This is a genomic window from Hymenobacter aquaticus (assembly GCF_004765605.1).
GTDB classification, from domain to species: Bacteria; Bacteroidota; Bacteroidia; order Cytophagales; family Hymenobacteraceae; genus Hymenobacter; species Hymenobacter aquaticus.
Genome location: NZ_SRLC01000001.1, coordinates 1,906,239 through 1,927,738, shown reverse-complemented (window position 1 = coordinate 1,927,738; position 21,500 = coordinate 1,906,239). Strand labels below are relative to the sequence as shown.

Genomic DNA, 21,500 nt, shown 5'->3' with positions numbered 1-21,500 from the left:
GAATTGCGGCGCACCACCAGCTTTCCGGGTTGCTTGCCCGCCGGTTTAACCGGCTTTGGGACACTGTTTTCCTTTCTGAAAAATAAGCCCGTAGCCCGACTTGCTTTTGGGTCGATAAAAGCCTACTTTTTCCAACTAAACTTCTTTCACTTTTCCTGTCTGAATGGCGTCTTTGCTACTTAAAAATGGCCGCGTGGTAACGGCCGATTCTGATTCCGTGTGCGACGTGCTGGTGGAAGGGGAGACGATAGTGGCCATTGGCCGCAACCTGCCGGTGCAAGCCGACCAAACCATTGACGCCACGGGCAAGATTATCGTGCCCGGCGGCATCGACCCGCACGTGCACCTGGACATGCCGTTTATGGGCACCTTCAGCTCCGATACCCACGAAACCGGCACCCGCGCCGCCCTGCACGGCGGCACGACCACCGTCATTGATTTCGTGCTGCAGAAGCAGGGCCACAGCCTGCGCGAAGCCCTGACCGAGTGGCAGGGCCGCGCCACCGGCACGGCCGTCGGCGACTATTCCTTCCACATGGCCGTGACGGATTTCAACCCCGGCACCAAGGAGGAAATCCAGGACATGATAGCAGAGGGAATTACGTCCTTCAAAACCTTCATGGCCTACAAGGGCGCCCTCATGATTGACGACGCCCAGATGGTGGGGCTGATGCAGGAAGTGAAAAAGCACGGCGGGCTGGTGACGGCCCACGCCACCAACGGCGACATGATTGATACGCTCATTGCCCAGCACCGGGCCGCGGGCAAGCTCACGCCGCTCTACCATTATTTGTCGCAGCCCGAAGTAACCGAAGCCGAAGCCTCGGGCCGCTTCGCCGACATTGCCAACTACACCGGCGTCAACGCCTACATCGTGCACCTGACCTGCGAGGGGGCCCTGAACCAGGTGCGGCGCGCCACCGAGCGCAACCAGCGCGTATTCGTGGAAACCTGCATTCAGTATTTGGTGCTCGATGCCTCGCTCTACGAAGACGAGGTGAACGGGGCCAAGGTGGTGATGTCGCCGCCGCTGCGCGAGAAAAAGGACCAGGCCACGCTCTGGGCCGGCATCAACCAGGGCCTGGTGCAGGTGGTGGGTACCGACCACTGCCCTTTTATGTGGGAGCAGAAGATGATGGGCAAAGACGACTTCAGCAAAATCCCGAACGGCCACCCGGCCATTGAGCACCGCATGGAGCTGCTGTTTTCGGAAGGTGTGGCGACCGGCAAAATCAGCCTGCAGAAGTACGTAGAAGTCACCAGCACCAACGCGGCCAAAATCTTCGGCATGTTTCCGCGCAAAGGAACCATCAGTATCGGCGCCGATGCCGACCTAGTGCTCATCGACCCCGCGAAAAAGCACACGATTTCGGCCGCCACCCACCACATGAACGTCGACTACTCGGCCTACGAAGGCTGGGAGCTAACCGGCAAAATCGACACCGTAATCCTGCGCGGGCAAGTGGCCGTGCAAGGCGGCGAAACCAAAGTCGGCCGCGGCTACGGGCAGTTCATCAAACGCGGCAAAACGGCCTTTTAAAGCTAGAAAGCTAGTTCCCCTCCTTTTTTCAAGGAGGGGGTAGGGGTGGTTCAATCGTTGTTTAGCTGAACGACTTTCTAGCTCTAGTTTTCTAGTCTCTAGCTAACCACCCCGCCCTGCGGGCACCCCTCCTTGAAGGAAGGAGGGGAGTTTCGTTCTGACACTCGAAAAACCCAACATTCCCCCCAACCCCTTTTCTCCTCTCTTTTCCAATGCCAAGAATTATCAAATCTGGCCTGATCCAGATGAGTCTGCCCATCAGTGAAGGCGAAGGCACAATTGCCGAAATCATGGAGGCCATGGTGCAGAAGCACATTCCGCTCATCGAAGAAGCCGGCCGGCAGGGCGTGCAGATTCTGTGTTTGCAGGAAATCTTCAATACCCCGTATTTCTGCCCCGGCCAGGACAAAGCCTGGTACGCCTCGGCCGAGCCCGTGCCCGGCCCCACCACCGACCGCATGGCCGAATACGCCAAGAAGTACAACATGGTGATGATTGTGCCGGTGTATGAGCGGGAGTCCGCCGGCTTCCTGTACAACACCGCCGCCGTCATCGACGCCGACGGCACCTACCTGGGCAAGTACCGCAAAAACCACATTCCGCATACCTCCGGCTTCTGGGAGAAATTCTTCTTCAAGCCCGGCAACATGGGCTACCCCGTGTTCCAGACTAAATACGCCAAAGTGGGCGTGTATATCTGCTACGACCGGCACTTCCCCGACGGGGCCCGCATTCTGGGTTTGAACGGGGCCGAAATCGTGTACAACCCCTCGGCCACCGTGGCGGGCCTCTCGCAGTACCTCTGGAAGCTGGAGCAGCCGGCCCACGCCGCCGCCAACGGCTACTTCATGGGCTGCATCAACCGCGTCGGGACGGAAAAGCCCTGGAACCTGGGCAAATTCTACGGCACGAGTTACTTCGTGGACCCGCGCGGGCAGATTCTGGCCCAGGCCTCGGAAGACAACGATGAGCTGCTGGTGGCCGAGTTTGACCTCGACATGATTGAGGAAGTGCGCAACACCTGGCAGTTCTTCCGCGACCGGCGCCCCGAGACCTACGACAAGCTGGTCGAATTATAAGCGTATCTTACTAAGTGTTTGACTAGCAAGGATTGGTGCAGAGTCGCCAGTCCTTGCCCGCGCTGTTAGTGCCTGGTGGGCCGCCCAATGAGGGGCCCGCTGCCACGCTTCTCCCTTTGCTTATTGCCCCACCGCTACCTCTCCTTTTAGTACCATGGCCGAGTATAACACTCCTACTTCCGAGCCGGAATTTCACGCCAACTTCGCGCAGCTCAAGCCCCGCATGAACCGCACCGAGGCGCTTTTCGAAAGCTCCCGCTGCCTGTTCTGCTTCGATGCGCCCTGCATCAAAGCCTGCCCGTCGGGCATCGACGTGCCGCAGTTTATCCGCCAGATTAATACCGGCAACACCACGGGCGCGGCCCGCACCATTTACGAGGCCAACTACTTCGGCAATGCCTGCGGCAAGGTATGCCCCACTGAGGTGCTGTGCGAAGGTGCCTGCGTGTACAATCTGCAGGACATGAAGCCCATCGAAATCGGGCGGCTGCAAAGCTTCGCCACCCGCGAGGCCATTGAGCAGGATAAGAAGCTGTTCAGCGCCGGCCCGCCCAACGGTCGCAAGGTCGCCATCATCGGGGCGGGGCCCGCTGGCGTATCGGCGGCCTGCGAGCTGCGGAGCCTGGGCTACGAGGTCGACGTGTTTGAGGCCAAAGCTCAGCCCTCGGGCCTGACGGTGTACGGCGTGGCGCCCTACAAAATCACGAACGAGGAAGTGCTGGCCGAAATGGCGTATCTGGAGGCGCAGTTCGGCTTTCGGGTGCAGTACAACCAGCCCATTACCTCCCGCCGGGAGCTGGAGGCGCTGGAAGAATCCTACGACGCGGTGTTTCTCGGTATCGGCCTGGGCCTGACCAATCCTCTGCACCTGCCGGGCGAGGAGCGCGCCAACTGCGTGGGGGCCGTCGAGTTCATTGAGCAGCTGCGGCAGCGCCACCACCAAACGGCCGTGGGCCGCAAGGTCATCGTGCTGGGCGGCGGCAACACGGCCATGGACGCGGCTTCGGAATCAGCGCGGCTGGGGGCCGAAGACGTGATTCTGGCCTACCGCCGCGGCAAGGAGGAAATGGGGGCCTACGAGTTTGAGTACGACTTGGCCAAAGGCGTGGGGGTGAAGGGGCTGTTCAACGTGGCCCCGGTCGAAATTATGGGCAATGGCAAGGTGGAAGGCGTGAAGTTCATTCGCACGGCCACCCTGAACGGGCAGGTGCAGCCCGTAGCCGGCACCGAGTTCGTGGAGCCCTGCGACATGGTCATCAAAGCCACCGGGCAGGCCAAGCAGCTCCATCTGCTGCGCCTGATTCCGGGCTTGCAGATCGACGGCAAAGGCCGCATCGTGGCCGATGAGCGCACCGGCCAGACCACCAACCCCAAGTATTTCACCTCCGGCGACGCCCGCAACGGCGGCGCGGAAGTCGTCAACGCCTCGGCCGAAGCCAAAGCCGCGGCCCGCGGCATTCACGAGTATTTGAGTGCTGGCTTGTAGTTGTTGGCTTTTTGGAAGCCAGCTTACTAACAACCAACAACTAACAACCAACAACTAACCAATGCCAGACTTATCCATAAACTTTGCCGGTATCAAGTCGCCCAACCCGTTCTGGCTGGCGTCGGCCCCCCCGACCAACTCGGGCTATCAGGTAATGAAAGCTTTCGACGCGGGCTGGGGCGGCGCCGTCTGGAAAACCCTGGGCGTACCCGTCGTGAACGTGTCGAGCCGCTACGGCGGCGTGAATTACCGGGATAAGCGCATGATGGGCTTCAACAACATCGAGCTGATTTCGGACCGGCCGCTGAGCGACAACCTGCGCGAAATCGAGGAAGTGAAGAAGCGCTTCCCGCATCACGCCGTTATTGCCTCCCTGATGGTGCAGAGCCGGCAGGAGTGGCACGACATCGTGCGCGACGTGCAAAACGCCGGCTCCGACGGCATCGAGCTCAACTTCGGCTGCCCCCACGGCATGTGCGAGCGGGGCATGGGCTCGGCGGTAGGGCAGGAGCCGGAAGTGCTCCAGACCATTGTGGAATGGGTAATGGAAGTCGCCAAGATTCCGGTGATTGTCAAGCTCACGCCTAACATTTCGGATATTACCGAGCCGGCTATGGCCGCCCGCCGGGGCGGGGCCGACGCCATTTCGCTGATCAACACCATCCAGAGCATCGTGGGCGTGGATCTGGATTTGTTTGCGCCCTACCCAATCGTAGACGGCAAAGGCTCGAACGGCGGCTACTGCGGTCCGGCCGTGAAGCCCATTGCCCTGAACATGGTGAAAAACTGCGCCCAGCACCCCGACGTGCAGCTGCCGATTTCCGGCATCGGGGGCATCGAGAGCTGGCGCGACGCGGTAGAGCATATTCTGCTCGGCGCCAGCAGCGTGCAGGTGTGCACGGCGGCCATGCACTACGGCTTCGGCATCATCCGGGAAATGACCAGCGGCCTGGAGCAGTACATGACCGAAAAGGGCTTCCATACCATCTACGACATGGTGGGCAAGGCCCTGCCCAACGTCAAGCACTGGGAAGACCTGAACCTGAAGTACAAGGTGACGGCCGAAATCAACGAGGAAAAGTGCATCGGCTGCCAGCTCTGCTACACGGCCTGCGAAGACGGCGCCCACCAGGCCATTCGCCTCAACGAAGGCACCCGCGTGCCCGAAATCATCCAGGAAAACTGCGTGGGCTGCAACCTCTGCTCGTTGGTATGCCCCGTGGAGCAGTGCATCACGATGGAGCGGCGCGACGACGGCACCGAGCACCTCACCTGGAAAGAGCGCACCGAGGCCGGAACCATCCCGACCGAATTCGACGATGAGCGCGCCGGCGGCCGCCACCACTGGGTGCCCGCGCCGGCCGCCGCCCTGGGCAAGGAGAAGCACAAAACCCTGCCCGGCAAAGCCCGGCAGTACGCCGCCGCCGATGCGGCGGCGCTGGAATCCAGCGCCGTGGAGCGCCCGAAATGACAAATCGGTTTTTGTAGCGGTTCGTTTTTTTCGACGACTCTGAGCCATCAGTACCCCGATTTTGGGTGCTGATGGCTCTTTTTCGTTGCCGTAAAACTGAAAAAGCGTGATAAATCATCATTTTTTAGGTAAAATATTTATTTATTAAATCCTAATACATATACATGTGATGAACTTAGTAAAACAAAAATCATATTTATTATTGCTTAAACACCAAAAAATATGTTACTTGGTCTTAATCTACTTCTACCCCCACCTACGGTAGAGCATTCTTCCTTATTGGGCTCTTTCACACGCATAGCTTTATGGAACGGTACAGACATTACTCCGACGCCTCGCGCCTGGTATTGCCCGTGGTTGACGTGCTCCTGATTTTCGGAGCTTTCCGGCTCGCCGGCCGCATGATCTGGAACACGTGGCATTTCAACGGCTACGCGCCGTTCTGCTTCGTGATATTCGGCCTCTTGTGGTGGCTGTTGTCGGGGCAGTTTGCCAACATCTACCGGGTAGATAAGCTGATAACGTACCCCGAGAAGCTGCTCTACCTGATGCGCACCTTCCTGCTGCACGCCTGCCTGGTGCTGGCCGTGGTGCTGGCCCTGGAGCTCGACTGGCTGCCGCTGCGCTACATCTTTGCCGTGTATAGCTTTGCCGTGACGGGCGTAGTGGGGGCCCGTTTCCTGATTACGTTCTGCTACCGGGCCTACCACCGGCACGTGGCCCGGCCCCATTCCCGCTTTATCATCGTTGGGGCCGGCGACAGTGGGCAGGAGCTCTACCGCTTCCTGGCCTCCCACGACCCGATTGGCAACCAGTTCCAGGGGTTCTTTGCCGACGAGCCCGTGGCCGAGGGCCTGCGCCCCTACGTGCGGGGCCCGCTGGCCGAGCTGAAAAACTACTGCCTGCGCACCACCATCGACGAAATCTACTTCACGCTGCCCCTCGACCGCCACGAGCTGATTGAGGACCTCTCCCAGTTTGCCGACGACCATTTCCTGTCGTTCCGGATTGTGCCCGATTTCAGCGGCACCGTGCGGCGCGAGGTCAACGTGTACTTCTACGACCACATGCCCATCCTCACCATCCGGCATCAGCCCCTGGGCATTCGAACCAATCAGGTGCTGAAGCGGGTGTTCGACATCGTCTTTTCCCTGGCGGTTATCCTGCTGGCTTTCCCCTTCATTATGCCCATCCTGGCGCTGCTGATCAAGCTCGACTCGCCCGGGCCGGTGTTCTTCAAGCAGATGCGGCCCGGCAAGCGCAACCACCTGTTTCCGTGCTACAAGCTGCGCACCATGCGCGCCGACCACCGCCAGACCGAGTTGCAGGCTACCTTCGCCGACCCCCGCGTGACGCGCGTCGGCAAGTACCTGCGCAAGTATAACCTCGACGAGCTGCCCCAGTTCTTCAACGTCTTGCTGGGCCACATGTCGGTGGTGGGGCCGCGCCCCAACATGGTGTCGCAGCTGGAGGAATACTCCAAGCACATTCGCACCTACCAGATGCGCCACGCCGTGACGCCGGGCATCACGGGCTACGCCCAGGTGAACGGCTACCGGGGCGAAACCCGGGCCCCCCAGGCCATGCGCAAGCGGGTGGAATACGACCTGAAATACATGGAAAACTGGTCTTTCGGCCTGGATATGAAGATTATCGGCCAGACCGTCTGGAACATGATCCGCGGCGAGAAAAACGCCTACTAGCGGTGAAATAGTGACTGAGCGACTTGGTGAGTTGTCGTTCAAATGGCGCCAACACGGCAAGTCTGCGCAAGTCGGATAGCAAACTCACTCATTCACTACGTCACTCATTCACTACTTCACCGATATGCTACCCAAACGCTTGGTGCTGGACTCCTGGATTTCGACCGGAACCTTTCCTGAGTTTACGGACGCCATTCTGCGGTTGGGCGCGGCCCGGGCCTCGGCCTACGTGTGCTGCGCCAACGTGCACATGCTGGTGGAAGCGCATCATCAGCCTGATTTCCGGCGCATTCTGGACGAGGCCAACCTGGTAGTGCCCGACGGCAGCCCCGTGGCCGCCGCCGTCGGGTTTTTTCATCACCAGCACCAGGAGCGCGTGGCCGGTATGGACCTGCTGCCTGCCCTGCTGACGGAAGCGGCCCGCCGCGGCCAATCGGTGTACTTCTACGGTACCACGGATGAGGTGCTGACGGCTATGGTTGCCCGGGCCCAACGGGAATTGCCTGCTCTGCGCGTGGCCGGGGCCTATTCGCCGCCCTTCCGGGAGCTGACCGCCGAGGAAGATGCCGCCGAAACCGCCGCCATCAACGCCGCCGACCCCGACCTGCTGTTTGTGGCCCTGGGCTGCCCCCGGCAGGAACGCTGGATGGCCTCGCACCGCGGGCGGATTCGGGCCTGCATGCTGGGGGTGGGGCAGGCGTTTCCGGTGTACGCGGGCCTGGAGCCCCGCCTGCCGCGCTGGGCCCGGCAACTGTGGCTGGAATGGGCCTACCGCCTGTGGCTGGAGCCCAAACGCCTCTGGCGCCGTTATCTGCACACCAACACCCAGTTTGTGTACCTGATTGGGCGCCGGGCCCTGGCCTACCTGGCCGGCCGCCCCCACGTGCCGGCTTCGACCTAGGCCGGCTACTCTGCTGAAGGCAGGAGCGTCAAACAAACTTGGTTTATATAATTTATTGTATTAGTGCACTGAAGTTCTGGCCTTATGGTAGCCAGAGTCGACTCAGCGTGTCGATGAATAACAGAATAATATCTATGTGCAATTGATTTATGTTAAAATATTTTAATAATTTTTATTGATAATATTATAATTAGTCTTATATTTCTGCATCTAAGTGCCAGCGTGTAGATGCGCTCCGGCTGATGTATCAGTCTTCTCTCCTTTGTTTCTTCTTGGCTTCAACATCACCTCATATTACACCTATGAAAGCAGTTATTCTGGCGGGTGGCTACGGTACCCGAATCAGCGAGGAAAGCGGCGTACGGCCCAAACCAATGGTGGAAGTAGGCGGCCGGCCTATCCTGTGGCACATCATGAAAATCTACGCCCACCACGGCATCCGCGACTTTGTGGTGTGCTGCGGCTACAAGGGACACATGATAAAACAATACTTTTCCGATTATTTTCTACATAATTCCGATGTGACGTTCCGCATGGACCGGAACGAAATGCAGATTCACCGCAGCAACGCCGAGCCCTGGACCGTTACGCTGGTCGACACGGGCCAGGAAACCATGACCGGGGGCCGCCTGCGCCGGGTGCGCGAGCACCTAGACAACGAAACCTTCTGCCTGACCTACGGCGACGGGGTAGGGGATGTCGACATTCGGGCCGCTATCCGGCACCACCAGGAGCAGCGGGCCGTGGCCACGCTCACGGCCGTGCGGCAGCCGGGCCGCTTCGGGGTTTTCTCCCTCAGCGACGAAGCCACCCGTGTCAGTAGCTTCACCGAGAAGCCCGAGGGCGGCGAAACTCCCTGGATCAACGGCGGCTTTTTCGTGCTGGAGCCCGAGGTGTTCGACTACATCGAAAACGACAGTACCGTGTGGGAAAAAGGCCCCTTAGAGCGCCTGGCGGCCGAAGGCAAGCTCGCCGCCTACCGCCACACCGGCTTCTGGCAGCCCATGGATACCCTGCGCGACCGGAACATGCTGGAGGAAATGTGGAGCGCCGGCAAAGCCCGCTGGAAAGTGTGGGACAATGCCCGCGAAGCCGCGGCCACCGACCCGGTTCTGACCCAGATTATGACTTCGGCCGTGACGGCCCCGGTGGGCCAGCGCGTGGCCGCGCCCACCTTGCTGCCCAAGGACTAACCCCGTACCGGCGCCGAAGCGCCGTTCATTCTCCCGATAAAATCCACATTTCTGACTTCTATTCTATGCAGCGCATCCTCATTACCGGCAACATGGGCTACGTAGGGCCCGGCGTGGTGCGGCACCTGCGGCAGCAGTTTCCGCAGGCCGAGCTCATTGGCTACGACATGGCCTACTTTGCCCACTGCCTGACCGGCGCCCAGCGCCTGCCCGAGGCCCGCCTCGACCGCCAGATGTTCGGCGACGTGCGCGAGCTGCCCGACGACCTGTTGCCCGGCCTCGACGCCATTGTGCACCTGGCCGCCATTTCCAACGACCCGATGGGGCAAACCTACGAGGCCGTGACCCTGGAAATAAACCACCAGGCCGGGATTTCACTGGCCCGCCGGGCCAAAGCCGCCGGCGTCCGGGCCTTTGTGTTTGCCAGCTCCTGCAGCATGTACGGGGCGGGGGGCGAAGGCGCCAAAACCGAGCAGTCGGCGCTGAACCCGCTGACGGCCTACGCCCGCTCCAAGGTGCTGAGCGAGCAGGATCTGGCCCCGCTGGCCGACGACGGCTTTACCGTGACCTGCCTGCGCTTTGCCACGGCCTGCGGCTGGAGCGACCGGCTGCGCCTCGACCTGGTGGTGAATGACTTCGTGGCCGGGGCCGTGGCTACGGGCCGCATCAGCATCCTGAGCGACGGCACGCCCTGGCGTCCCCTGATTCACGTGCAGGATATGGCCCGGGCTATTGAGTGGGCCATTGGCCGGCCCGCCGACTGCGGCGGCAATTTCCTGGCCATCAATGCCGGATCGGAGCAGTGGAACTACCAGGTGCGGGAGCTGGCGGCGGCTATTGCCGAGGCTATTCCCGGCACTGAGGTGCAGCTGAACCCCAGCGCGCCCCCGGATAAGCGCTCCTACCGCGTCGACTTTAGCTTGTTCCGGGAGCTGGCCCCCCATCACCAGCCCCAGCGCACCCTGGCCGACACGATTACCGAGCTGCACGCCGGCCTGCTGGGCATGGGCTTCCGCGACCCGGAGTTCCGCTCGTCGCAGCTGATGCGCCTGCGGGTGCTCACGGCCCTGCGCGAAACCGGCCAGCTCGATGCCGACCTGTGCTGGCAGGATCCGGCGGCCCGCCCCGTGCCCGTGGCCACGCCCGAGCTGGCCTTGTCCTGAACCCTGCCGATACCACTTCCTTTTCCACCACCGCTACTTCCTGCTTCTATGATTTTCACTGAGACCGAACTACCAGGTGCCTTTATTATCGATGTGGACCGCATGGCCGATGAGCGGGGCTTTTTTGCCCGCTCGTGGTGCGTGGATGAGTTTGCCGCCCACGGCATTCTAATGCCCCCGCTGCAAGCCAACGTGTCGTCGAACCCCCGGCGTGGCACCCTGCGCGGCATGCACTACCAGCTGGCGCCCTACGAAGAAACCAAGCTCGTGCGCTGCACCCGCGGCGCCATCTACGACGTAATCGTGGACCTGCGCGAAGAGTCGCCGACGTACGGGCAGTGGCTGGGCGTGGAGCTGACGGCCGACAGCTTCCGGATGCTGTTTGTGCCGGCCCGCTTTGCCCACGGCTTCGTCACCCTGACCGACAACACCGACGTGTGCTACCAGGTGTCGGCCAAGTACGCGCCGGGCTCGGAGCGGGGCCTGCGCTGGAACGACCCGTCCATCAACATTCAGTGGCCCCTGGAGCCCGTGCTCATCTCGGAGAAAGACCAGAACCACCCCGATTTTCACCTGCTGGTGCCCTCCGCCGAAGGGCAGCTCAGCGACTAAGCGGCCCGGCCCCGGCCGTGCTTTCCCCCTCATCCGCATTCTGACTTGCTATGCTTATCATTGATACTGCGCTGGCCCAACGACAACGCCTTGGTCAACCTATCCGGGTCGGCATGGTGGGAGCCGGTTTTATGGGGCGCGGCGTCGCGCTCCAGATCTGCCGCTACGTGCCGGGTATGGAGCTCGTGGCCATTGCCAACCGCACCCTGGCCCAGGCCCGCCGCGCCTACGAGGAAGCCGGGGAGCCCGGGGCCCGGGAAGTGGGCACCGTGGCGGCCCTGGAAGCCTGCATTCAGCTGGGCCAGCCCGCCATTACCGACGACGCGCTGCTGCTGAGCCGGGCCGAGGGCATCGACTGTATTATTGAAGTGACCGGGGCCGTGGAGCACGGCGCGCGGGTGGTGCTCGAAGCCATCCGGCACGGCAAGCACATGGTGCTGCTCAACGCCGAGCTGGACGGCACCGTGGGCGCTATCCTGAAAGTGTACGCCGACCGGGCCGGGGTGGTCTACACCGTGTCGGACGGCGACCAGCCCGGCGTGACGCTCAACCTGGCCCGCTTCGTGAAGGGCCTGGGCGTGAAACCGGTGCTGTGCGGCAACATCAAGGGCCTGCACGACCCCTACCGCAACCCCACTACTCAGGAGGGCTTTGCCCGGCAGTGGGGCCAGAACCCGAGCATGGTGACCAGCTTTGCCGACGGCAGCAAAATCAGCTTCGAGCAGGCCGTTATTGCCAATGCCCTGGGTATGGAAGTCGCGCAGCGCGGCATGCTGGGGCCCACGGTGGCCCCGGGCACGCCCATCAGCAAGGCGGCCGAGTGGTACCCGCAGGAGCGCCTGCTCAGCGGTGGCCCCGGCATCGTCGACTACGTGGTCGGGGCCGAGCCCGGCCCGGGCGTCTTCATCCTGGGCACCCACGACGACCCGGTTCAGCAGCACTACCTGAAGCTGTATAAGCTGGGGCCGGGCCCGCTGTACTGCTTCTACACGCCCTATCACCTGTGCCATTTCGAAACGCCGACCTCGGTAGCCCGGGCCGTGCTGTTTCAGGATGCCGCGCTGGCGCCCCAGGGAGCCCCGTGCGTGGAAGTGGTGACGGCCGCCAAAATTGCCTTGCGGGCCGGCGAAACGCTCGACGGCATCGGGCACTACATGACTTACGGGCTGGCCGAAAACTACAGCGTGGCCCGGGCCGAAAACCTGCTGCCGCTGGGCGTCGCCGAAGGCTGCGTGCTGCGCCGCGACGTGCCCAAGGACCAGGTGCTGACCTACGACGACGTGCTACTGCCCGAGGGTCGGCTCATCGACGAGCTGCGGCGCGAGCAGGAAGCCTACTTCGGACTAACCCCGACGGCCGCTCCCGCCCCCGTGCTGACGGCCACGGAATAAGGCTTGGCCCGGCCCTTTGCTCTCACTACTCCCACCTCCTCTGCGCCCACCACACATGAACTCTGATCAGCTGAACCTGCTGGAATACGCCGGCGCCAACCGCCATCTGCCGCTTATTCTGTCGCCCCGCCCGCCGTTTGCCCCCGAACCGCCCACGCGAGAAAAAGACATATTGCCCGCTGATGGTAACGTTCCGGCACCTAAGCCACCGCGCCGGGAAGGAGCCACCTGCACGGTGCTGGTGCTGGAAAGCAACTACCGGCTGACGGGGGCCGTGCTGTTTTGCCTGAGCCGGCAGAAGAACATCCGGGTGCACCTGGTGTCCCGCAACGCCGCCAGCCCGTACCGGTTTTCGCACTACATCCGGCAGTGGCACTACTGCGCCCCTGGCCAGTCGGACGCCGAGTTTATTGCCTGCATGCGGCAGGTAGCCGCCGCCACGCAGGCCGAGGTGCTGCTGCCCATCGACGTGGCCGGGATGCGCTTCACTATTGCGCACCAGCCGGAGCTGGCCTCGTTTCTGCGGGTGCTGCCCCTGCCCGAATCGGAAGCCTACGAAATAGCCACCGACAAAAGCAAGCTGGGCGCCTTTATGCAGCAGCGCGGCATTCCGGCCCCCGATACCATCCTGGACGTGCGCCGCAACCTGGCGGCGCAGCTCGATACCATCGAGTTTCCGGTGTTGCTCAAACCCGTGGACGGCATCGGCGGCGGCGGCATCGAGCTGTTTCACAACCGGACCGCGCTGCTCAAAGCCGTGGCCGCCCTGCCCGCCGACAGCAACTACATCATTCAGAACTGCATCGAGGGCTACGACATCGACTGCAACGTGCTGTATCAGAGCGGGAAGCTGGTAGCGTATTCCATTCAGAAAGGTGTTCTGCCGGCCGCTTCGGCCTACGCGCCCACCGAGGCCATCGAGTTTGTGCGCAATGAGGCGGTGCTGGAAGTAGTAAACTGGGTGATGACGGCCCTGCGCTGGAACGGCGTAGCCCACCTGGACCTGCGCTACGACGCCCGCACCCGGCAGATGAAAGTCATTGAAATCAACACCCGGTTTTGGCTGACGGTGGTGGGCTCGGCCGTGCGGGCCCAGGTTAATTTTCCGGTGCTGGCCTGCCGCGCCGCCCTGGGCCAGTCGCTGCCGCTGCCTTCCTTCGCCCTGGGCCGCTATATTCCCTTTCCCAATTATGTGCGCTATAAATTATTCGGGTCGGGCGCCAACAAAATACCCTTTACCCTGCGGGATACGACCCTGGCGGGCATGCTTGGTGACCCGCTGCCTAAACTTTATGAATTTTTCACTACTGACTGATTCATTAGGAAAATAAGTATTCTGCTTTCGATCAGCCAATTCTACCGCCCCGTAGGATTGGCTGGCTTGTTTTTGGTTTTTCGTGGCCGTTAGCGCGTCTTCGGTAAGGATATGATTTTAAGGAAATAATACATGAAGAATAGATGAGGTTTAAATAAAAATAATTATTTTTTTAATTGGAATATTTATGTTATATTTTTATCCATATTGTCACCCATTAGGGCATACGGTAGGGCGGCCTGGCGCTGCGGAGCCGGTCGGAAACCCGCTGCGTGCGGCTTTAGGGGGCAGTAAGCCCCAGCAGAGCCTGGATTCTGCCCCGGCCGCATTGCTGCCGCGCTAGTCCACCGCCGCCCGGGCTGGATAACCGGCTGCCTCCGCGCGGTGTGCTACGGATAGCCGGGCACCAGCCGATCCACTACGCGGTTTTTCCTGGTCAGAATGAGAGTTGACGCTGGCAGTTGAAAATACTAATCTTGGAAAGCATGAAAAACATATGTACCTGGCTTGCAGTGTTGTGCATAGTGCTGTGCGGCTGGCCGGGGCGGGCCCAAACGCCCCCCAGCGGCTTCACGTCCACCGTCGTTTCAGCGGGATGGAATGAGGCCGTGGGGCTGACCTTTAATAAGTCGGGCAGCAAGATGTTTGTGTGGGAGCGGCCCGGCAAAGTGTGGGTGGTCGAAAACGGGCAGCGGCGGGTGCTGCTGGACATCTCGGAAGAAGTAGGGGCCTGGGAAGACCACGGCTTGCTAGGCTTTGCCCTCGACCCCAAGTTCGACACCAACGGCTACCTCTACCTGCTCTACGTCGTGGATCGGCATTACCTGCTGAACTACGGCACGGCCGCCTACAGCGCCACGACCAACGACTATTTCAGCCCCACTATCGGGCGGCTCACGCGCTACACGGCCAGCAATCCGACCGGTGCCTGCGCCGTCAGTGCCACTACCCGCAAGATTCTGCTGGGCGCGACCAAGTCGACGGGCATTCCTTCCACCTTCAACGGGCACGTGACCAACACGCTGCTGTTCGGCACCGACGGCACGCTGCTGGTCTCGACCGGCGACGGGGCGCATCCGCTGCCCGACTACGGCAACTATTCCTACACCTACGCCGCCCAGGCGCTGGCCGACGGCATTATCACCAGCAAGGAAAACGTGGGCTCCTTCCGGGCTCAGCTGGTGAACTGCCTGAGCGGCAAGATTCTGCGGATCGACCCGGCCACCGGGGCGGGCGTGCCCAGCAACCCCTTCTACGACGCCAGCAACCCCAACGCGCCCCGCTCGAAAGTCTGGGCCCTGGGCTGCCGCAACCCCTTCCGCATGACGCTCAGACCCGGCACGGGCAGCACCGACCCCGCCGCCGCCAACCCCGGCACGCTCTACATCGGCGACGTGGGCGCCTCGAACTGGGAAGAAACGCACGTCGTCAGCCAGCCCCGGCAAAACCTGGGCTGGCCCCTGTTTGAGGGCCTGACATCGTACACTTCTTTTTCCTCGCAGAATACCTACAACCAGGACGCGCCGAACCCGCAGTACGGCATTGGGGGCTGCACCCAGCAATACTTCTACTTCCGCGACCTGCTCAAGCAGGAAACGCCCACCGGCACGGCCTCCTTCCCCAACCCCTGCGACAACACCAAGGCCATTCCCAGCTCGGTGCCCACCTTCGTGCACCGCCGCCCGCTCATCGACTGGGGCCACGGCACGGGCCCCTCGCGCACGGGCATCTTCAGCGGCTCCACCGCTGCGACCATCAACCTCGGGGCGGCCGGCTCGCCGGTGGCCGGGCCGCAGTTCGGGGGCAACTCGTCCTCGGGCGGGGTGTTTTACCCCTACACCGACTGGCCGGCGGCCTACCAGAACACGTACTTTTTCGGCGACTACGTGGGCGGCTGGATTCGTTCGATGACGGTGGACGCCAGCAACAAGCCCAGCCAGGTGCGCGACTTTGTGAACAGCGGGGCCGTGCCCGTGGCTATGGCCGTGAGTCCCGGTGAAAAGGGTTTGTTCTACGTCAATTTCTACCCTTCTGAAATCCGCAAAATAACGTACTCGACCAGCACCAACCAGCCGCCCAAGGCAGTGGCCAGCGCCAACAAAACGTACGGTCCGGGGCCGCTGGCGGTGCAATTTACCGGCAGTGCCAGCTCCGACCCCGAAGGGCAGGCGCTGACGTTTGCCTGGGATTTCGGGGACGGGGGCACCAGCACGGCCACCAACCCGGCCCACACCTTTGCCCCGCCCACGTCGGCCCCCACCAAATACACGGTGAAGCTGACGGTAAAAGACAGCCAGGGCCTGACCAACCAGACGACGCTGGTGATTTCGGTGAACAACACCCCGCCTCAGGTCACGATTACCTCGCCCGCCGTTGGTACGCGCTACCCCATGACCGGCAACACGACCTACAACCTGCGGGCCACCGTGACCGACCCTGAGCACAGCGCGGCCCAGCTTTCCTACCAGTGGCAAACCATTCTGCACCACGCCCAACACCAGCACCCCGACCCGGTAGACACGAGCGTGGAAACCACGACGACCATCGCGCCCTACGGGTGCGGGTCGGAGACGTACTACTACGTGGTGCAGCTGACCGTGACCGATGCGGCCGGGCTGGCCACCACCCAGCAGGTGCGCCTGGATCCGGACTGCACCACCACCACCTTCACCCTGGTCGATGCCGACTCCAACGAGGACATTCAGGCCGTCGTGAACGGGGCCGTGCTCAACCTGGCCACCCTGCCTACGCGCAATCTGAACATCCGGGCCAACGTCAACGCGGCCACCACCGGCAGCGTGGTGTTTGCCCTAACCGGCACCCAGACCCAGAACCAGACCGAGAATGTGGCCCCCTACGCCCTGTTTAGCGACGTTGGCGGCGACTATAACCCCTGGACCCCGCCGGTGGGTAGCTATGCGTTGTCGGCTACCCCGTATAGTGGCTCAGGCGGCACGGGCACCCCAGCCGCCACACTTACCGCGACTTTCTCGGTGATTGACCAGGCCAGCCCCAGCACCTATTCGCTGACGGTGAACACCAGTGGCAGCGGCACGGTGACGAAAAGCCCCAATGCCACGAGTTACGCCAGTGGAACAGTAGTGAGCCTGACGGCTACGCCGGCCACGGGCTACACCTTCTCGGGGTGGAGCGGCGACGCCACGGGCACTACCAACCCGCTAGCGGTGACCATGTCGGCCAACAAGACGATTACGGCCACTTTCACGCCCACTTCGGCCGGGCAATCGGTGGCCAGCTTTACGTTGGTCAATGCCGATACCGACCAGGATATCCAGACTCTGACGGTCGGCGCGACCTTGAACTTGGCCACCTTGCCCACCCGCAACCTGAACGTACGGGCCAACACCAGCCCGGCCACCGTGGGCAGCGTGGTCTTCGCCTTGAGCGGGGCCCAAGTGCAGAACCAGACGGAAAGCGTAGCGCCCTACGCCTTGTTTAGCGACGCCAACGCCGACTACAACCCCTGGACGCCGGCTGTGGGCAGCTACTCGCTCACGGCCCGGCCCTACTCGGCCGCCAGCGGCGGGGGCACGGCCGGCACCGCGTTGACCATCAGCTTCTCGGTAACGGATGTGGCTTCTTCAGGGCCCTTCACCCTGACTACTGCCGTGGTCGGCAGCGGCACGGTGACCAAGAACCCCAATGCCGCTTCCTATGCCAGCGGCACGGTGGTGAGCCTGACGGCCGCGCCGGCCACGGGCTACACCTTTAGCGGGTGGAGCGGGGCAGCCACGGGCACGACCAACCCGCTGAGCGTGACCATGTCGGCCAACAAGAGCATCACGGCCACCTTCACCGCTGTTCCGGCCGGGCAGTCGGTCACCAGCTATACGCTGGTCAATGCCGATACGGATACTGACATTCAGCCCTTAGGGGCGGGAGCGACCTTGAATCTGGCCACGCTGCCGACCCGCAACCTGAACGTGCGGGCCAACACCAACCCGGCCACCGTGGGCAGCGTGGTCTTCGCCCTGAGTGGAACGCAGACGCGTAGCCAGACAGAGGGTGTGCCGCCCTACGCCCTGTTCAGCGACGCTAATGCCGACTACAACCCCTGGACGCCAGCGGTGGGCAGCTACTCACTCACGGCCCGGCCCTACTCGGCCGCCAGCGGCGGGGGCACGGCCGGCACGGCCCTCACCACCAGCTTCACCGTCGTTGATCAGAGCGTGCCGGCCGTGGCGCTGGCCACCCGGGCCCAGCCGGCCGGCCGGCAACTGCAGGCGCAGGTATTCCCGAATCCAACCACGGATGGCAGCTTCCGGGTAGTGCTTGCTGAGCCGCTCCAAGGCCCGATCAACTACACTCTGCTCTCGGTAATCGGGGCCGAGGTTGACAAAGGAACCCGGTTGCTTCCGCAGTCGGTGCGCAGCCTCACGTTCGACTTCAGCCGGAGCATGCCGGCACCGGGGCTGTACTATCTGCTGCTGGAAAGTGGCTCAGCTTCCACCCGGCTCAAAGTCAGGCGCTGACCACGAGTGCGGGCTGCTTCTCGGATGCCACCACCACAAGCCGGTAGCCGGCCCGTGGTGGTGGCATTGGCTTGCTAACTGCAGAAGGAGTAATAGGGTTTTACTTAGTATTTGTAGTCCTATGTTGATAATTATTTATGTTTTTATTGTATAAATTAATTTTTTCAACAAAATATTTATATAAATTAGAGCTTTCCGTATACGCTACTTCCAGTTCTTACTTCGAATTGAATTGCCCTGCCGCCACGGGGTGACTCGGATTACCTATTCCTTTTTAACCCGGGTCTTCCCCGCTTAAAAAGGCTAGGCGCAGGCATATCTACCACTTCTTGCTGTTCACTTTATGCGTACTACCTGTACTCCGCACCGCTCTAGTTCTGCCCGGTGGCAATGGCTGCTGCTTGGCATTTTGTTGTTGGGGCTTCGAACCAGCTCGGCTCAGGTGCGAATAATGCCCTTTGGGGCCTCCGCTACCCAGGGCGACGCCACGCATGCATCCTACCGCCGCCCCCTCTGGCAGAAGCTGGCCGCCGGCGGCTACAGCGTCGACTTCGTGGGCTCCCAGCGGCTGAACTCCGGGGGGCCACCACCGTCCTCCGATTTTGACCTCGACCACGAAGGCCACTGGGGCCTGCGCACCGACGAGCTGCTGGTAAGCACCCGGCAGTGGGCCGACGCCGCCCGCCCCGACGTCGTCTTGCTGCACGCGGGTTCCAACGATGCTTTTCAGAATCAGAACGTGACCGGCACCCGCGACGAGCTGGGCCAGATCATCGACCAGCTGCGGCTGGCCCAGCCCACGGTGCAGATTATTCTGGCCCAGTTGCTGCCGACGGCCCTCAGCCCCGGCAACACCAACATCAACGCCCTGAATGCCCTGCTGCCCGACCTGGCCCAGCAGAAAAGCACGCCCCAGTCCCGGGTGGTCATCGTGGACCAAAACACCGGCTTCGACCCGGCCACCGACATGTATGATGGCGTGCACCTGAATGCCACCGGCGAGGACAAAATGAGTACGCGCTGGTACGCGGCCCTGCAAGGCCTGTTGGGGCCGCCGCCGCCCGGCGCGTACCCGCTGCTGCTGGCTACCACGGGCAGCGGCTCGGTGGCCCGCAACCCGAACCTGAGCAGCTACCCCAGCGGCGGCGGCGTGATGCTCACGGCCACGCCCGGCCCCGGACAGTTCTTCCTCAACTGGAGCGGCGACGCGACCGGCAGCACCAACCCGCTGCTGGTCAGCATGACCGGCGCCAAAAGCATTACGGCTAATTTTGCCCCGGCCTCCGTTACGAGCTATACGCTGGTGAATGCCGATACCGACCAGGATATTCAGCCCCTGACCAATGGCATGACCCTGGACCTGGCCACCTTGCCCACGCGCCACCTGAACGTGCGGGCCAATACCAACCCGGTCACGATTGGCAGCGTGCTGCTGGAGCTGTCCGGAACCGAGCAGAAAAGCCAGGTAGAATCCCTGACGCCCTACGCCTTGTTCAGCGACGCCGGCGGCGACTACAACTCCTGGCCGCCGTCGGCCGGCAGCTACCGGCTCGAAGCCACGGCCTTCAGCGGGGCCGGTGGGGGCGGCGCCGCTTCGCCGCCTTTCGTAGTGCAGTTTTCCGTGGTCGACCAGGGCAGCGCCCCCACCTTCGCCCTAACCGTGGGGGCCAGCGGCGGCGGCACGGTCAGCAAAAATCCCGATAAGCCGACGTACGTCAGCGGGGAAAACGTGCAGTTGACGGCCACCCCCGCCTACGGGCAGGTATTCATGGGCTGGAGCGGCGACGCGACGGGCACCACGAACCCGCTGACGCTGGTGATGAACAGCAACAAAACCGTGACGGCCCAGTTTGCTTCCATGTCGGGCGGACCGGTCGGGCTGGGCTTTCTGCTGGTGAATGCCGATACCGACCAGGATCTGCAGCCCCTGGCCAGCGGCGCGGTGCTCGACCTGGCCACCTTACCGACCCAGCACCTGAACATCCGGCTCAACAGCACGGCCACATCGGGCAGCGTCGTGTTTGCCCTCACGGGAGCCCAAACCCAGAATCAGACCGAGAGCGTAGCACCCTACGCCTTGTTCAGCGACAGTGGCGGCGACTACAACTCCTGGACGCCGCCGCTGGGCAACTACTCCCTGACGGCCACCACGTACTCCGGCGCTGGCGGGCAGGGCACGCCGGGGGCTACGGTCACGGTCACGTTCAGCGTAACGACCTCGCAGGTGCTGACCATCACGGGCTTCACCCTGGTTAACGCTGATACTGATACCGACATTCAACCCCTGACGGCCGGCACGACGCTGAATCTGAAAACCTTGCCCACCCGCAACCTGAACATCCGGGCCAACACCAGCCCGCCCACCGTCGGCAGCGTATTGTTCCGGCTCAGCGGGGCGGAGCAGCGGTTTCAGACGGAGAGCGTAGTGCCCTACGCCTTGTTCAGTGACAGTGGCGGCGACTACAACCCCTGGACGCCCCAGAGCGGCTCGTACTCCCTGACGGCCCAGCCTTACACCGAGGCCAGTGGCGGCGGAAACGCGGGACAAGCCCTGACCATTCTCTTCAGCGTGTCAAACACGGCAAATACCGGGACTGCCTCGGAAACGCCGGTGGCCACGCTCCTCCAGGACGACGCGCGGGCGTATCCCAATCCGTCGGCGGATGGCCGCTACACCCTGTATCTGCCCCAGCGTGGAGGGCAAGCCGTAACTTACACGCTGGTATCGGCTTTGGGTACCCAAATGGCGACGGGTAGCGTGGCGGGCAACGCCGGGGCGACTATCCAGCTGGATTTTGCCCGGTACATGCAGCCCCAGGCATTTTATTACCTGGTCCTGGAAAGCGGCGGCCGCGCCACCCGCGTGAAGCTGCTGCGGCAATAAATACCTGACTCGCCGGCTCTGCTGCCGGCTCCCATACTGCTCCACCGTCCGGCACCTCCACAGGCCGGGCGGTGGAGCTTTTTTTGTTCTTACCAGCGGGCTTGCCCGTCGGCAATGCCCCGGCCCGCGTGGGCAGTGAGTGAGTGAGTGAGTGAGTGAGTGAGTGAGTGAGTGAGTGAGTGAGTGAGTGAGTGAGTGAGTGAGTGAGTGAGGTGTACCGGCGTGCAGAGTAGCCAGGGTAATGTGGGAGGGCAGGCATGCTGGCGCCG

The 21,500-nt window shown here is 62.3% G+C and carries 13 protein-coding genes; all 13 read left to right on the top strand.

The annotated features are described in order from the left end of the window. The first annotated feature begins 163 nt into the window (after positions 1 to 163). On the top strand, positions 164 to 1,540 hold the full coding sequence (gene hydA, locus E5K00_RS07930; protein ID WP_135462697.1) for a dihydropyrimidinase: 1,377 nt from the start codon (positions 164 to 166) through the stop codon (positions 1,538 to 1,540). Positions 1,541 to 1,752: 212 nt separating this feature from the next. Continuing rightward, positions 1,753 to 2,619, top strand: a complete 867-nt coding sequence (locus tag E5K00_RS07925; protein ID WP_245328235.1) for a nitrilase-related carbon-nitrogen hydrolase — start codon at positions 1,753 to 1,755, stop codon at positions 2,617 to 2,619. A 154-nt stretch (positions 2,620 to 2,773) separates the two neighbouring features. Then, positions 2,774 to 4,105: an FAD-dependent oxidoreductase gene (locus E5K00_RS07920; RefSeq protein ID WP_135462696.1), complete on the top strand. Its 1,332-nt coding sequence runs from the start codon at positions 2,774 to 2,776 to the stop codon at positions 4,103 to 4,105. 61 nt (positions 4,106 to 4,166) lie between these two features. After that, positions 4,167 to 5,576 (top strand): NAD-dependent dihydropyrimidine dehydrogenase subunit PreA, encoded by a 1,410-nt coding sequence (preA, locus tag E5K00_RS07915; RefSeq protein ID WP_135462695.1) that lies wholly within the window; start codon positions 4,167 to 4,169, stop codon positions 5,574 to 5,576. A 305-nt stretch (positions 5,577 to 5,881) separates the two neighbouring features. After that, a complete protein-coding gene (locus E5K00_RS07910) occupies positions 5,882 to 7,279 on the top strand; it encodes an undecaprenyl-phosphate glucose phosphotransferase (protein WP_135462694.1) in 1,398 nt (465 codons plus the stop codon). Between the two features lie 124 nt (positions 7,280 to 7,403). After that, positions 7,404 to 8,180 (top strand): WecB/TagA/CpsF family glycosyltransferase, encoded by a 777-nt coding sequence (locus tag E5K00_RS07905; protein WP_135462693.1) that lies wholly within the window; start codon positions 7,404 to 7,406, stop codon positions 8,178 to 8,180. Positions 8,181 to 8,482: 302 nt separating this feature from the next. Further along, positions 8,483 to 9,373, top strand: a complete 891-nt coding sequence (rfbF, locus tag E5K00_RS07900; RefSeq protein ID WP_135462692.1) for a glucose-1-phosphate cytidylyltransferase — start codon at positions 8,483 to 8,485, stop codon at positions 9,371 to 9,373. Positions 9,374 to 9,438: 65 nt separating this feature from the next. Further along, the gene (locus tag E5K00_RS07895) at positions 9,439 to 10,536 is read left to right on the top strand and encodes an NAD-dependent epimerase/dehydratase family protein (protein WP_135462691.1); all 1,098 of its coding nucleotides are present in this window, start codon (positions 9,439 to 9,441) and stop codon (positions 10,534 to 10,536) included. Between the two features lie 48 nt (positions 10,537 to 10,584). Beyond that, positions 10,585 to 11,148, top strand: coding sequence for a dTDP-4-dehydrorhamnose 3,5-epimerase (gene rfbC, locus E5K00_RS07890; RefSeq protein WP_135462690.1), 564 nt, complete (start codon positions 10,585 to 10,587; stop codon positions 11,146 to 11,148). 50 nt (positions 11,149 to 11,198) lie between these two features. Beyond that, entirely contained in the window at positions 11,199 to 12,539 is a 1,341-nt protein-coding gene (locus E5K00_RS07885) for an NAD(P)H-dependent oxidoreductase (protein ID WP_135462689.1), read from the top strand. Positions 12,540 to 12,594: 55 nt separating this feature from the next. Continuing rightward, complete coding sequence (locus tag E5K00_RS07880; RefSeq protein ID WP_135462688.1) at positions 12,595 to 13,854, top strand: ATP-grasp domain-containing protein; 1,260 nt, start codon at positions 12,595 to 12,597, stop codon at positions 13,852 to 13,854. Between the two features lie 485 nt (positions 13,855 to 14,339). Then, positions 14,340 to 18,347 (top strand): InlB B-repeat-containing protein, encoded by a 4,008-nt coding sequence (locus tag E5K00_RS07875; RefSeq protein ID WP_135462687.1) that lies wholly within the window; start codon positions 14,340 to 14,342, stop codon positions 18,345 to 18,347. A gap of 451 nt (positions 18,348 to 18,798) precedes the next feature. Beyond that, positions 18,799 to 21,231, top strand: a complete 2,433-nt coding sequence (locus tag E5K00_RS07870; RefSeq protein ID WP_135462686.1) for an InlB B-repeat-containing protein — start codon at positions 18,799 to 18,801, stop codon at positions 21,229 to 21,231. Positions 21,232 to 21,500 lie beyond the last annotated feature (269 nt).